Origin of the sequence: Frondihabitans sp. VKM Ac-2883 (assembly GCF_015350875.1) — a bacterium.
Lineage (GTDB): Bacteria > Actinomycetota > Actinomycetes > Actinomycetales > Microbacteriaceae > Frondihabitans.
The window spans coordinates 193,359-206,632 of record NZ_JADKSF010000001.1 but is presented as its reverse complement, the minus strand read 5'-3'; the positions used below and the strand labels follow the sequence as shown (position 1 = coordinate 206,632).

Sequence of the window (13,274 nt, the reverse complement as noted above, 5' to 3'; positions counted from 1 at the left end):
CGGCAGGTGGGCTTGTCCGCCGGGCGTCGGCAAGGGACGGCACGCACACTCCGGGGATTCGACATACTCCACCCGCGACATATCCTGTGCACGTCATACCCGCGCTCGACTGAGCGCACCAGCAATCATGTATTGACGCGACACCAGAATTCCGCCCGCCAGCACGATCTCGACCACGGGAACCGGTGCGCTGCGAGGTCGACAACCCCGAGGACGCCGAAGAAGACGGCACCGACCAGCAGCACCCCGTTCCGGTCCATGCGCCGATCCCGGCGACGCAGGATGAGAGAGATTGCGGCGCAGGCGGCGGTCAGCCCGATGAGGATCACGCTACGGCACAGGAACGTCGCGATACCCCTTCCCCACGTACTCGCTCAGCGGCCGGATGAGAGCGTTCGCACCGCGCTGCTCGACGACGTGCGCCGTCCAGCCGGCGACCCGCGCCGCGACGAACAGCGGCGTGAACACCTCGGCGTCGAATCCGAGCAGGTGGTAGGCAACGCCCGACGGGTAGTCGACGTTCGGCTTGAGGCCCTTCCGCTCGAGCACGCCCTGCTGAAGCGCGTCGTAGAGATCGCGCAACCGCTCGTTCTCCTGCCCGGGCCGCTCGTCGAGCAGCCGCCCGAGAGCGACCTCCATCGTCGGCACGCGACTGTCGCCGTTCTTGTAGACGCGATGCCCGAAGCCCATCAGGGTGCGCTTCTCGGCGAGGGCCGCATCGAGCCAGGCGTCGACCCGGTCGGGGTCGTGGATCTCTTCCAGCAGAGCCAGTGCCGCCTCGTTCGCACCGCCGTGGAGCGGGCCCCGAAGCGCGCCGATCGCGCCGACGAGGGCCGAGTGCAGATCGGAGAGAGTCGAGGCGATCACGCGAGCCGTGAATGTCGACGCGTTGAAGGAGTGCTCGGCGTACAGGGTCATCGACACGTCGAACGCCTCGACGTCGCGCGGATCGGGCTCTTCGCCGAAGACGAGCCAGAGGAAGTTCGCCGAATACCCGAGGTCGTCGCGGGAGTCGACTGGATCCTGCCCTCGTCGTCGACGCTGGTCGTATGCGATCAGGGCGGGGATCTGGGCGAAGACCCGCAGAGCCCTCTCGTAGGTCTCGTCGGGCGACGGCTTCGCCGGTTCAGGATCCAGGGTGCCGAGTGCACTCACGGCCGTCCGCAAGACATCCATCGGGTGCGTGGACTTCGGCAGCGAATCGATCAGCGAGCGGAGGGTCGGGTCGAGCGCCCGGGCACCGCGCTCGGCAGAGCGGAACGCCTCCTTCTCGGAAGCGGTCGGAAGCTCACCGCGCCAGAGCAGCCACACGACGTCTTCGAACGGGACGGCGCCGGCGAGCTGCTGCACCGGATACCCGCGATAGAGGAGGGAATTCGAGGCGGCGTCGACTTTGGAGACGCGGGTCTCGTCGACGACGACACCGTTCAGGCCCTTGTGGATTTCAGGTGCGGTGTCGGTCGCTGCGGATGTCGTCATCGGTCACTCCTTCGTGAGGTCGAACGTGTAGATCGAGTCGTCGAACTGCGAGTAGCCCTCGTAGTCGATCAGGTCGTACAGGTCTCGGCGGTGCTGCATCCGGTCGAGGAGCGCCGCCTGCGTGCCGGCGGCGGCGATCTCGTCGAGACCGCGCTCGGCCTCGCCCATGGCCAGGCGCAACAGCGTGACCGGGTAGATCACGATCTTCACCCCCGCGCTCGCGAGCTCGTCGGCCGTGTGCAGCTCGCCCTTGCCGAACTCGGTCATGTTGGCGAGAATCGGCACGTCAAGGGCATCGGCCATCGCCTCGAACTCGCGGAGGCCCTCGAGCGCTTCGGGGAACACCGCGTCGGCGCCGGCGTCGACGAGGGCCTTCGCCCGATCGACGGCGGCCGCGAGACCCTCGACGGCGCGCACGTCGGTTCGCGCCATCACCAGGAAGTTCGGGTCGCGACGACCGTCGACCGCGGCGCGGATCCGCTTGACCGCCGTCTCGCCGTCAACGACGCTCTTGCCGTCGAGGTGACCGCAGCGCTTCGGATTCACCTGGTCTTCGATGTGCAGGCCCGCCAGCCCGGCGTCTTCGAGCGTCTGCAGGGTTCGCGCGACGTTCATCGGCTCGCCGAAGCCGGTGTCGGCGTCGACGATCGACGGCAGGTCGGTCATGCGGGCGATCTGCCCGGCCCGGGTGGCGACCTCGGTCAGGGTCGTCAGGCCGATGTCGGGCAGGCCGAGGTCGGCACTGATCACGGCACCCGAGATGTAGACGCCCTCGAAGCCCTTGCGTTCGATCAGCCGAGCGCTCAGCGGGTTGAAGGCACCCGGCAGCCGCACCAGACCCGGGCCGTCGAGTGCCCGCCGCAGGGCGACGCGTTTGTCGGCAGCCGAGACCGAGGAGTACAGCACTACAGCAACCCCTCGCGCACGGTGAGCCCCTCAAAATAGGCAGAATCGGGCATCACGGTCAGCCCGCCGAGCTCGTCGGCGGTCAGCTCGGGAAGACGCTCGGCGAGGTCGATGAAGGCGTCGATCGACGACGAATCGAGGATCCCACTGGCCAGGGTCCGGAACTTCGCCACGTAGTCCGCTCGCTGGAACGGCCGTGCTCCCAGGGGATGCGCATCGGCCACCGCGATCTCCTCCACCAGCGTGCCTCCGTCGGTGAACGTGACCTCGATGCGTCCGCCGAACGCCTGCTCGGCCGGGTCGAGCGAGTGGTAGCGGCGAGTCCACTCGGCGTCTTCGACCGTCGTGATGGACCGCCAGAGAGCGACCGTGTCGGCGCGGGCGGCCCGCTCCGGGGCGTAGGAGCGCTCGTGGTGCCACTCGCCGTCTTGCAGCGCCACGGCGACGATGTAGGGAATGGAGTGGTCGAGCGTCTCGCGGCTAGCGGTGGGGTCGTACTTCTGCGGGTCGTTCGCACCGGAACCGATGACGCGGTGGGTGTGGTGGCTCGTGTGAAGCACGATGCTCGCCACGCGCGCTGAATCGCGGAGCTCCGGGTGCTCGCGGCCGAGTCGGCGGGCAAGGTCGATCCAGGCCTGCGCCTGATACTCGGCCGAGTGCTCTTTCGTGAAGGTGTCGAGGATGGCGCGCTTCTGCTCGCCCCCAGCCGGCAGCGGTACCGAGTATCCCGCCTCGACGCCGTCGAGAAGGGTCGCGATCACGCCGTCTTCGCCCTCGTAGATCGGTGACGGGCTCGTTTGGCCGCGCATAGCGCGGTCGATCGCCTCGATCGACTGCTTGCCGGCGAAGGCCGGCGCATAGGCCTTCCAGGTGGAGATGAGGCCCTTGCGCGACTGCCGCGTCGCGGTGGTCGTATGGAGGGCCTGGCCGATCGCCTGGTAGATCGTCTCGGCGTCGAGGCCGAGGAGCGTGCCGAGGCCCGCTGCAGCGCTCGGGCCGAGGTGCGCGACGTGGTCGATCGTGTGGCGGTGCAGGCTGATCGCCCGAGCGAGGTCGACCTGGATCTCGTACGCGGTCGCGATGCCACGCACCACGTCGGATCCTGAACGGCCCGCGTGCTGCGCGACAGCCAGCAGCGGCGGGATGTTGTCGCCCGGGTGCGAATATTCGGCGCTGAGGAAGGTGTCGTGGAAGTCGAGCTCGCGGACGGCGACGCCGTTGGCCCAGGCGGCCCATTCCGGGGCGAAGCGGAGGGTCGGGTCGGTGCCGAATACGGTTGCTCCCCGGCGCTTGGGGTCTGTCGCGGGGCTGATCGGATGTGCCTCGGCCTGGGCGCGCGCCGCTGCCACCGACGCGCGACGCAGCGATGCGGTCGCCACCGCCGCGTTGTCGATCACGCGGTTGATGATCATCTCGGTGACATCGTCGGCGACGGGCACCGGGTCGACGGCCAGCTCGGCGAGCTGCCAGGCGAGCTCCTGTTCTTTGGGGAACCCCTCGTCGCTTCGGTGGACGCGGACCTCGACGTCTCTCACGCGTGAGCCGGGGCGAATCGCTGGACGAGCTCGCGCTTGAGCACCTTGCCGCTCGGACCAAGGGGCAGGGCGTCGAGCACGTGCACGACGCGGGGGTACTTGTAGGCCGCGATCTCTTCGGCGACGAAGGCGATGAGATCGTCCGGGGTCGTCGTGCTCTCGGGCGCCAGGACGACTGCCGCCTCGATCTCTTGTCCATGGGTCTCGTGGGGCACACCGAACACGGCGGCCATGCGCACGTCGGGGTGGCTGGCGAGGACTTCTTCTACCTGCCGGGGATACACGTTGTAGCCGTTGCGGATGATCATGTCTTTCGTTCGGTCGACGATGGTGAAGTAGCCGTCGTCGTCTTTGGTGGCGAGGTCGCCCGTGCGGAACCAGCCGTCGACGATCGCCTTCTCGGTGTCGTCGGGGCGGTTGAGGTAGCCGTTCATGATGTTGTGGCCGCGCACGACGATCTCGCCGATCGAGCCGTTCGGCATGAGCACGATGCGGTCGGAAACGCTGGGGTCGGCGACCTCGACGTCGACTCCCCAGATGGCCGTGCCGATCGTTCCGGGACGCGGCGTGCGGCCGACGTGGTTGAAGGTCGCGACGGGCGACGTCTCGGTGAGGCCGTAGCCCTCGTGGATTTCCGCCCCGAAGATCTCGCGGAACCGGTCGATGATCGCGACGGGAAGCGCGGCACCCCCGGAGATCGCGTATTTGAGACTCGGCCGCGACTCGGTGCGGGTCGCTGCGTCGAGCAGAGCCATGTACATCGTGGGGACGCCCATGAAGATGTCGCAGTGCTGCTCGACCATCACTCGGAGGGCCGTGTCGCCGTCGAACTTTGGCACCATCACCATGGTGGCGCCCGCCCGGAAGGCGACGTTCATGGTGCAGGTCTGGCCGAACGTGTGGAACAGCGGAAGCGCACCGAGAAGACGATCGCCGGCCTCGATCTTGAACGTGGAGAGAAGCAGGGCGTTGGTCTGCTCGAGGAGGCTGAAGTGCGACCCCTCGGCGCCCTTCGGCTGACCCGTGGTGCCGCTCGTGTAGAGGATCGTCGCGGTGTCGAACGGGTCGCGGGGCACATAGGTGTCGATCGGCTCGGCCGCCTCGGCGAGCGCCTCGAGGCGATCGAAGCCGGTGACGAGATCGGGCGGTGCCAGCACGGTGACCACGTCGACGCCGGCCAGACCGGCGCCGGGCGCCCCTTCGCCGAGGAGTGGTGCGGCGCAGACCAGCATGGCCGATCCGCTGTCGTGGAGGACGTACTCGATCTCATGCTGCTTGAGCAGAGCGTGGATCGGAACGGCCACTGCCCCGAGCGAGAGAATCGCGTAGTAGACGCGGGGGAAGTCGGTCACGTTCGGCACGAGCATGGCGACGCGGCTGCCCTCGGTAACGCCCTTGGCACGGAGAGCGCCGGCGTAGGCGCGGGTCTCGGCCCACAGCTCGGAGTAGGTTGTCTCGGTCGGACCGACGACGACGGCGACCGCATCGGCGTGTCGGTCGGCCGACTCTTTGAGGATGGAAGCGACCGACGCGGTGGCACGAGAGGGGGAGGTGCGGGAACTACTCATTGGAGCTCCAATTTCGTCTTCGTTGACGACTCGGGTTCGAGCGGTGATCACAGCATACGGATCGCTCCTGATCGTCGCGAGCGCCTCATTCGAAATCCCAGATCGCCTCCTGCCAGTCGCTCCATTCCGATCGACCGCGGCCGAGTTCGGCGGTGGTGAACGTCGAGGATCCACGAAGACTCGACTTCGGAGAAGACACACTCCGCGGCAGGATCTCGTCGCGCAGCACTTCGGCCCAGCCGAGTCGACGAGTGTCGGCTCCGGCGTTCCAGTGGGTTCGCAGGTCGTCGACGTCCGCGTCGAGCAGTTCGAGCCAGTCGTCTTCGAGCAGGTAAAACCGGACCGGACCGTGGCGGATGGTCTTCGTCAGGCCTGATGCCGTGAGGGTCTTGAGGTGCCGCGAGACCGCGCCCCAGCTGATGTGGAATCGATCGAAGCACATCTGCGCCAGGTCACCCGATGTCTGTTCGCCGACGCAGAGGAGCTCGACGAGGTAGCGCCGCACGGGGTTCGCGAGGGCTTCGATCGGTCGCATCTTAAGCGCCGGCATACGCGGTCTTACCCTTCTTCGTGATAGATGACGAACGTGTGTTGGGTCGGCCCGCTAGTCGATGGCTCCGCTGACGCTCGCGCTCTCGCGGCAGCGAATGTCTCAGCCGCCCGGGTCGACCCTTTCTTTTTTCCTCATTGACTCTGAAATCAAATGACCTCGGGGATCGGCGGAAAAGTCGTCCGGGTCACCTGGACTGACTTCACAGCCAGCCTGCTGCCCACGACTCTGCTGCCCAAGACTCGCGTGCGGCGCGACCGCTCACTTGACTCCAAAGTCAAGCGAGCAGAACGATGCAATTCTTCTGGAACGACGCTTTTCGTCCCGGAAGACCGCGCTAGTGAGGCCGGTAGAAGCGGTCCGATCACTTGACTCTTCAATTGACTTTGGAATCAATCAGGAAAAGAGAAAGTCCCCCTCCCGACGGCAACACAGACACAGACACAGACACAGACCGCCTGCGGGATCGAGTCGGCACACCGGCGATGCGCCTAGGGGGTCGAGTCGACGTAGCGGCGGTAGGCCCGCGCCACAGCAGCGACACCGGCGTCGACCCGAGGTTGAAGCCACGGCCAGGCGAACCAGACGCCCACTGCACAGGTCAGGAGCGCGAAGAGCCGCGAGACCCAGAACAGACCGTCGGCCGCGATCTGCACGTCTCTCGGGGCGAGAGCGGCGAGGACGACGTACGGAAGCACGGAGGAGACGACCGCCACGAGAGCGAGCGCGACCAGGCCGTTCCGAGCGCGGGCAGACGCGTCGGGAGCTCGACCAACCTGGATCGCGCCAGCGACGAGGAGAACCAGGGCCGCGAGCTCGACCACCACGAATGCCCATGAAAACGCCTGAACGGCCGGCGACTCGAACCTTTCGGAGGGCACGCTGCCGAAACTCGACGCGATGGCTGTCGCGAGCGAGAGCGAAGCCGCTCCCACCAGTAGCAGCCGCACCGCCCTGCCCGCGCCGAAGACGCCCTCCCTCCCGGGGAGCCCCAGGGCGAGCACCGCAAGCCCCACCGACCAGGCCAGCGCCCCGAGAAGGAAGGCACCTGAGACTCGACCTGCCCCCACCGACGCGACGCCTGCCAGGAACACCGTCCCGCCACCGACGAGGGCCACGACCGGTTCCGCTTTCAGCTCCACTGCCTCCATGCGCGCCAGCATGGCATAAATATCGCGTATCGGCGACCCCCGGCCTACCCCGCCCTCTTCTGCAACCGCAGGAGCGCGAAGGGCTCCCCCAGCGTCTGACTCTGCATCAGGTCGTCTAGACGACGGCCGTCTTCCGACCGGATGAACCGCCTCGCGCTCTTCTTGCGAGCCGCGTCGGCACTCCGGGCGTCCCATGCGCTGTCGAGAGCGCGCTCCAGCAGGTCGGCCTGGGCATGGTCGCCAGCCAGGCGCAGCCCGACCAGATGGCGACGAGCGGCGGCAAGTTCGTCTCGGAAGCGAGCCTCGTCGAGACCTCGGTAGCCGCCCGAGCGTTCGCGCGTGACGAAGTCGTTGCGCACGAGATTCTCGAGCACCTCCCGTGCGTGCGAGGTCGGGATGCCGAGCCGGCCGGCCGTCCGCTGCGTCAGGTCTTTCTCGCTCGTCACGCCGGTGAGGAGCAGGTCGAGCAGGTGCAAGACGGCGGGGCTGAGTAGGAGGATCAGGGCCCGCCGGTCGGGCGACATCATCACGCGCGCGCCCCCTCGGCTGCTCCGACGGCCGAGACGTGCCCGAGACTCCGGGCCTCGAGCCTCGCGGCGTGCCGGCGACCCGCCGCCGACGCGCGAAACTGCGCCGCGCTGAGCCGTTTCGCCGGATCGGCGCTGCGGGTGTTCCAGGCGGCGTCCAACGCCACGAGGATGTCGTCGACCTGGCGCCCCTCCCCTTTCGATCGCAGCCATTCCAGCTGATCCATCGCCTTCTCGAAATGCGCGGCGAAGTCGTCGAGCCCGAGATCGGCGATCTCGGTGAGACCAGCCCGCCCGATGTACCCGACGCCGATCAACCCGTCGAGCACCGCGGCGGCGTGCTCGACCGTGACGCCGATGCGCTCGGCGGCACGAGCGGCTATCTCGGCCTCGGAGGTGAGGCCCTCGTGCACGAGGTCGAGACAGTAGACGCAGACGGGATCGGTGAAGACGATGAGGGCTTGAACGCCCTCTGAGCTGGAGTCATACGAAGAAGTCATGCGACGAGGATGGCAACCCGAGCGACTCCCCCGCTGGCCCCGACCACCACCCTGTGGATAACTCCTCACCGACCCGCGCGGTAAGCTGGAGGGCTCATGATTCCTGCCATCACCTTCCCCCCGGAGCTGCCGATCTCGCAGCGTCGCGACGACATCGCGGCTGCCATTCGCGACAACCAGGTCGTCATCGTGGCGGGTGCGACAGGCTCGGGCAAGACCACGCAGCTGCCCAAGATCTGCCTCGACCTCGGTCGCGAGATGATCGGCCACACTCAGCCGCGCCGTATCGCCGCCCGCACGGTCGCGGAGCGCATCGCCGACGAGCTCGGCAGTGAGATGGGCGACCTCGTCGGCTACCAGGTCCGGTTCACCGACCATGTCAGTGACGCGACCCGCATCAAGCTGATGACCGACGGGATCCTTCTCAACGAGATCCACTTCGACCGCGACCTCACCAAGTACGACACGATCATCATCGACGAGGCGCACGAGCGCAGCCTCACGATCGACTTCCTGATCGGCTATCTCAAGCAGCTCCTGCCCCGCCGCCCCGATCTCAAGCTGATCATCACGAGCGCGACGATCGACCCGGAGTCGTTCTCGAAGCACTTCGACGGCGCCCCCATCATCGAGGTCTCCGGCCGCACCTATCCGGTCGAGGTGCGCTACCGGCCGTTGGTCGCCGATGAGGTCAGTGCTGACGGAGAAACCGAAGGATCCAGCACCGACCCCGATGATCTCGACTCCCGGGGCGACCGACCGGCCCGAGCCGACGACCGCGACTACCTCCAAGGCATCAACGACGGCCTCGACGAGCTGGCCCGCGAGAGCTCCGGCGACGTGCTCGTCTTCCTCTCGGGCGAGAACGAGATCCGCGACGCCGAGGAGTCGATCCGGGGCCGCAACCTGCCCTCCACCGAGGTGCTTCCCCTCTACGGCCGGCTGAGCGCGGCCGACCAGCACCGCGTCTTCGAGACGAGTCGCACACCGGGAACGCGTCGGCGCATCGTCCTCGCCACCAACGTCGCCGAGACGAGCCTCACCGTGCCCGGCATCCGCTACGTCATCGACGCCGGCACCGCGCGCATCAGCCGGTATTCGACCCGGGCCAAGGTGCAGCGCCTGCCCATCGAGGCGATCTCGCAGGCGAGCGCCAACCAGCGCTCCGGCCGCTCCGGCCGCACGAGCGACGGCATAGCGATCCGCCTCTACTCCGAGCAGGACTTCGAGAAGCGGCCGGAGTTCACCGAGCCCGAGATCCTGCGCACCAACCTGGCTGCGGTCATCCTCCAGATGATCTCGCTCGGCCTCGGCGCGATCGAGAAGTTCCCCTTTTTGCAGCCGCCCGACTCGCGCGGCATCAAAGACGGTGTCGACCTGCTGCGCGAACTGCGCGCCGTCGAGTCGCGCGGTGCGACCGACGAGCCGCGGATCACCCGGCTCGGCCACCAGATCACGCGCCTGCCGATCGACCCCCGTCTCGCGCGCATGGTGCTCGAGTCGAAGCAGCACGGCACCACCCGCGAGGTCATGGCCATCGTCGCGGGGCTCAGCATCCAAGATCCGCGCGAGCGTCCACTCGAACGCCGTGCCCAGGCCGACCAGCAGCACGCTCGATTCACCGATCCGTCGGGCGATTTTCTCAGCCTGCTCAACCTCTGGAACTACCTCGAGGAGCAACAGAAAGACCTCGGCTCGAGTGCGTTCCGCCGCCTGTGCAAGGCCGAATACCTCAACTACCTCCGCATCCGCGAGTGGCAAGACGTTTACCGGCAGCTCGTCCGCGCCTCGAAGAACCTCGGGCTCCACGTCGGCGAGCCGAGCGCCAACCCCGACGGCGTGCACAAGTCGCTCCTGGCTGGGCTCCTCAGCCAAATCGGCCTGAAAGACCTGCAGAAGAAGGACTACGTCGGTGCGCGCCAGTCGCGCTTCGTCATCTTCCCCGGATCGGCTCTCGCAAAGAAGCAGCCGAACGCGATCATGGCCGCCGAGCTCGTCGAGACCTCACGCCTGTTCGCCCGCGTGGCCGGCTCGATCGATCCCGCGTGGGCGGCACCGATCGCGGGCGACCTGGTCAAGCGGAGCCACTCCGAACCGCACTGGGAGAAGAAGCAGGGCGCGGTCGTCGCCTTCGAGCGGGTCACGCTCTACGGGGTGCCGATCATCCCGCGCCAGCGAGTCCAGTTCAGCCGCATCGACCCCGTCTATGCCCGCGAGCTCTTCATCCGACACGCCCTCGTCGAGGGCGACTGGGAGTCGCACCAGAACTTCCAAGACGCCAACGACCGCCTCATCGACGAGCTGACCGAGCTGGAGGAGCGCACCCGCCGCCGCGACATCCTGGTCGACGGCGACGCCGCGTTCGAGTTCTACCACCGCCGTATCCCCGCCGACGTCGTCTCGACGCGATCGTTCGAGGGCTGGTGGCGCAAGGCCCGTGCCGAAACCCCCGACCTCCTCACCATGCGCGCCGACGACCTCCTCGGCGACGACGAGCCCGAGGTCGACGAAAAGGCCTACCCAACCACGTGGCGGCAGGGTGACCAGGCGCTGACCCTCCGCTACCGCTTCGAGCCGGGCTCGCACGACGATGGCGTGACGGTGCTCGTGCCTCTGCCCCTGCTGGCATCGCTCAAGCCCGTCGGCTTCGACTGGCAGGTGCCGGCGTTCCGCGACGAGCTCGTGACCGCGCTCATCAAGTCGCTGCCGAAGCAGCTGCGCAAGAGCGTGGTTCCTGCAGGCGACTGGGCTGCGAAGATCACCGCGGAACTGCCTGACGAACCGCAGGATCCGCAGGTGTCGTTCATAGCGACCGTCGCGGGCGTCATCAAGCGGCTCACCTACGCCCCCGTAGCTGAGACCGACTTCGATGTGTCGCGCGTGCCCGCTCACCTGCGCATGACGTTCGCGGTGGTCGACGAGAAGGGGCGTGTCGTCGGGATCGACAAAGAGCTCGGCGCGCTGCAGCGCTCCCTCGCCGCAGACACGCGCCGCAGTGTGGCCCGGGCGACCGAGACCGCTCCCGCCTCTCGGGTGACGATCCAGCGCGACGGCATCACGAAGTGGGACTTCGACGACCTTCCCGCCTTCGTCGACACCAAGCACGGCGACACGACGATCCGCGCCTACCCGGCGCTCGTCGACGATGGCGCGTCGGTGTCGATCCAGCTCATGGCGACGGCCGCCGACCAGGCTCTCGCCACCCCGCGCGGAGTCCGGCGTCTGCTCATGCTCGGCACCCCGTCTCCGATCGCCTATGTGCAGCAGCACCTGACGAGCGCTGAGAAGCTCATCCTCGCGACCAGCCCGTACCAGAACACCGCCGCGCTCTTCGCGGACTGCCTCACGGCGGTCGTCGACGACGTGCTGTACCGGGTGAAGCCCGACGGCGTCGTCTTCACGAAGAAGGAGTTCGAGACCGTGCGCGATCGGGTGTCGGGAGCCATGATGGATCAGATGTTCCAGACCGTCTCGCTCGTCGCCCGGACGCTGACGGCCGCTCGCGACGCCGACAAGGCGCTGAAGCAGGCCACGAACATGGCGCTCCTGCCGGCGCTCACCGATGCGCGCGAGCAGCGGTCGCGCCTGCTCTACCCCGGCTTCGTGTCGGCCACCGGGATCGCGCAGCTGCAGCGCGTGCCGGTCTACCTCGTCGGCATCCAGCGCCGCGTGACGAAACTGCTCGAAAACCCCGCGCGCGACCGCGCCTGGATGGTCGAGGTGCAGCAGGCGCAGCAACGGTACGTCGATGCGGGTGGGGCCTTCCCGCCCGCGGTCTCTGCACCGGCGCCGATCGTGCGGGCGCGCTGGATGATTGAGGAGTTCCGGCTGTCGCTCTTCGCGCGAGACCTGCGACCGGCCGAGTCGGTGTCGTTGCAGCGGATCCAGAAGGTGCTCGCGACGGCGTCGGCCTGACCCCGCGCTGCCGAATTTGAAGGAGATCCGGCGCCGGCGCGACCGATTCATGCCGATCGGCGGGGTGCCAGCCCGGGTTTCTCCTTCGAATTCGGAACGCGCCCGACCGCGCCGCCCCGCTAGCCTGGCCGAATGCGCGCAACCGTTCGAGACGTGGCGACCCGGGCCGGGGTCAGCCCGAAGACCGTCTCCAACGTGGTCAACGGCGTCGTGTTCGTCCGGCCCGAGACGCGCGAGCGGGTCGAGGCCGCCGTCAAAGAGCTCCAGTACGTGCCGAACCTCAGCGCCCGCGGCCTCCGCAACGGGCGCACCGGTGCGATCGCCCTCGCGTTCCCCGACCTCGGCACCATGTACACCGCCGAGATGCTGCACTGGTTCGTCGAGGTAGCCCACGAGTTGGGCTGGGCCGTGCAGCTCGAAGAGACCGGCCGGCGCCCCGAGCGCGAGCGCGAGCTGCTGTCGCGGGGCCGGGAGCACCTCGTCGACGGCCTGGTGCTCAACCCCGTCACACTCGAGGCCAGCGCGATCGTGGGCGCCGACTCGCTCCCGCCGGTGGTGGTGATCGGCGAGGTCGAGCAGACCCTCGTCGACCAGGTGTCGGTCGACTCGATCACCGCCGCGCGTGACATGACCGCGTACCTGCTGAGCCTGGGGCACCGCCGCATCGCGGCGGTGGGAGCCGTGGGGCCGGCGTTCAATAGCGCCTCTAATCGACAGCGAACCGAAGGCTACCGGCAGGCGATCGCAGCAGCCGGGCTTCCGTCGGATCCTGCGCTCGAGCTCTCGGGCGAGTGGTCGCCCGAGTCGGGTCGCCACATGGTGCTCGACGCGCTCGACCGCGGGCTCGACGTCGACGCCTTCTTCTGCTTCACCGACTCGATGGCCCTCGGGGCGCTGTCGGCGCTGGCCTCCCGCGGGATCAGCGTGCCGGGCGACGTCTCGGTGGCGGGCTTCGACGACATCGCCGACTCGCGGTTCTCGACGCCGCCGCTGACCACCGTCACCTTCGACAAGCGGGCCTTCGCCGATCAGACGCTGAGCCTGCTCGCCGCTCGGGTGTCCGATCGGACCCTGGCGCCGCGTTACGTCGCGATCCCGCACGACATCGTGTCGCGGGCGTCGACTCGCACGCGGCACTGACGC

Annotated in this window: 10 protein-coding genes; 2 read left to right on the top strand and 8 right to left on the bottom strand. The window is 68.0% G+C overall.

Going from position 1 to position 13,274, the window contains the following annotated elements:
* Nucleotides 1-330: 330 nt before the first annotated feature.
* The 8 genes from ITJ49_RS01115 to ITJ49_RS01080 form a co-directional block, all read right to left on the bottom strand.
* Nucleotides 331-1,479, bottom strand: coding sequence for a bifunctional 2-methylcitrate synthase/citrate synthase (locus ITJ49_RS01115; protein ID WP_194600439.1), 1,149 nt, complete (start codon nucleotides 1,477-1,479; stop codon nucleotides 331-333).
* 3 nt (nucleotides 1,480-1,482) lie between these two features.
* Nucleotides 1,483-2,385, bottom strand: coding sequence for a methylisocitrate lyase (gene prpB / locus ITJ49_RS01110; RefSeq protein WP_194600437.1), 903 nt, complete (start codon nucleotides 2,383-2,385; stop codon nucleotides 1,483-1,485).
* Complete coding sequence (locus ITJ49_RS01105) at nucleotides 2,385-3,920, bottom strand: MmgE/PrpD family protein (protein WP_194600434.1); 1,536 nt, start codon at nucleotides 3,918-3,920, stop codon at nucleotides 2,385-2,387. The genes prpB and ITJ49_RS01105 overlap by 1 nt, the downstream gene beginning before the upstream one ends.
* Nucleotides 3,917-5,488: a long-chain fatty acid--CoA ligase gene (locus ITJ49_RS01100; RefSeq protein WP_194600432.1), complete on the bottom strand. Its 1,572-nt coding sequence runs from the start codon at nucleotides 5,486-5,488 to the stop codon at nucleotides 3,917-3,919. The genes ITJ49_RS01105 and ITJ49_RS01100 overlap by 4 nt, the downstream gene beginning before the upstream one ends.
* Nucleotides 5,489-5,573: 85 nt before the next feature.
* Nucleotides 5,574-6,023 (bottom strand): helix-turn-helix transcriptional regulator, encoded by a 450-nt coding sequence (locus tag ITJ49_RS01095; RefSeq protein WP_194600430.1) that lies wholly within the window; start codon nucleotides 6,021-6,023, stop codon nucleotides 5,574-5,576.
* 506 nt (nucleotides 6,024-6,529) lie between these two features.
* Nucleotides 6,530-7,201, bottom strand: a complete 672-nt coding sequence (locus ITJ49_RS01090; RefSeq protein ID WP_194600428.1) for a hypothetical protein — start codon at nucleotides 7,199-7,201, stop codon at nucleotides 6,530-6,532.
* Between the two features lie 32 nt (nucleotides 7,202-7,233).
* Nucleotides 7,234-7,719 (bottom strand): hypothetical protein, encoded by a 486-nt coding sequence (locus ITJ49_RS01085; protein WP_194600426.1) that lies wholly within the window; start codon nucleotides 7,717-7,719, stop codon nucleotides 7,234-7,236.
* Nucleotides 7,716-8,216: a hypothetical protein gene (locus ITJ49_RS01080; RefSeq protein WP_194600424.1), complete on the bottom strand. Its 501-nt coding sequence runs from the start codon at nucleotides 8,214-8,216 to the stop codon at nucleotides 7,716-7,718. The genes ITJ49_RS01085 and ITJ49_RS01080 overlap by 4 nt, the downstream gene beginning before the upstream one ends.
* A gap of 96 nt (nucleotides 8,217-8,312) precedes the next feature.
* On the opposite strand from ITJ49_RS01080, the gene hrpA reads away from it, so the two are divergent.
* Both hrpA and ITJ49_RS01070 read left to right on the top strand, forming a co-directional pair.
* Nucleotides 8,313-12,131 (top strand): ATP-dependent RNA helicase HrpA, encoded by a 3,819-nt coding sequence (hrpA, locus tag ITJ49_RS01075; protein ID WP_194600422.1) that lies wholly within the window; start codon nucleotides 8,313-8,315, stop codon nucleotides 12,129-12,131.
* A 132-nt stretch (nucleotides 12,132-12,263) separates the two neighbouring features.
* Nucleotides 12,264-13,271, top strand: a complete 1,008-nt coding sequence (locus ITJ49_RS01070) for a LacI family DNA-binding transcriptional regulator (protein WP_194600420.1) — start codon at nucleotides 12,264-12,266, stop codon at nucleotides 13,269-13,271.
* The last annotated feature ends 3 nt before the right edge of the window (nucleotides 13,272-13,274 follow it).

Excerpts from the sequence above, each read along its gene's own strand:
- ITJ49_RS01115 (WP_194600439.1), bottom strand. The coding sequence starts at position 1,479 with ATGACGACATCCGCAGCGACCGACACCGCACCTGAAATCCACAAGGGC.
- ITJ49_RS01100 (WP_194600432.1), bottom strand. The coding sequence starts at position 5,488 with ATGAGTAGTTCCCGCACCTCCCCCTCTCGTGCCACCGCGTCGGTCGCT.
- ITJ49_RS01095 (WP_194600430.1), bottom strand. The coding sequence starts at position 6,023 with ATGCGACCGATCGAAGCCCTCGCGAACCCCGTGCGGCGCTACCTCGTC.
- ITJ49_RS01090 (WP_194600428.1), bottom strand. The coding sequence starts at position 7,201 with ATGCTGGCGCGCATGGAGGCAGTGGAGCTGAAAGCGGAACCGGTCGTG.
- ITJ49_RS01080 (WP_194600424.1), bottom strand. The coding sequence starts at position 8,216 with ATGACTTCTTCGTATGACTCCAGCTCAGAGGGCGTTCAAGCCCTCATC.
- hrpA (WP_194600422.1), top strand. The coding sequence starts at position 8,313 with ATGATTCCTGCCATCACCTTCCCCCCGGAGCTGCCGATCTCGCAGCGT.
- ITJ49_RS01070 (WP_194600420.1), top strand. The coding sequence starts at position 12,264 with ATGCGCGCAACCGTTCGAGACGTGGCGACCCGGGCCGGGGTCAGCCCG.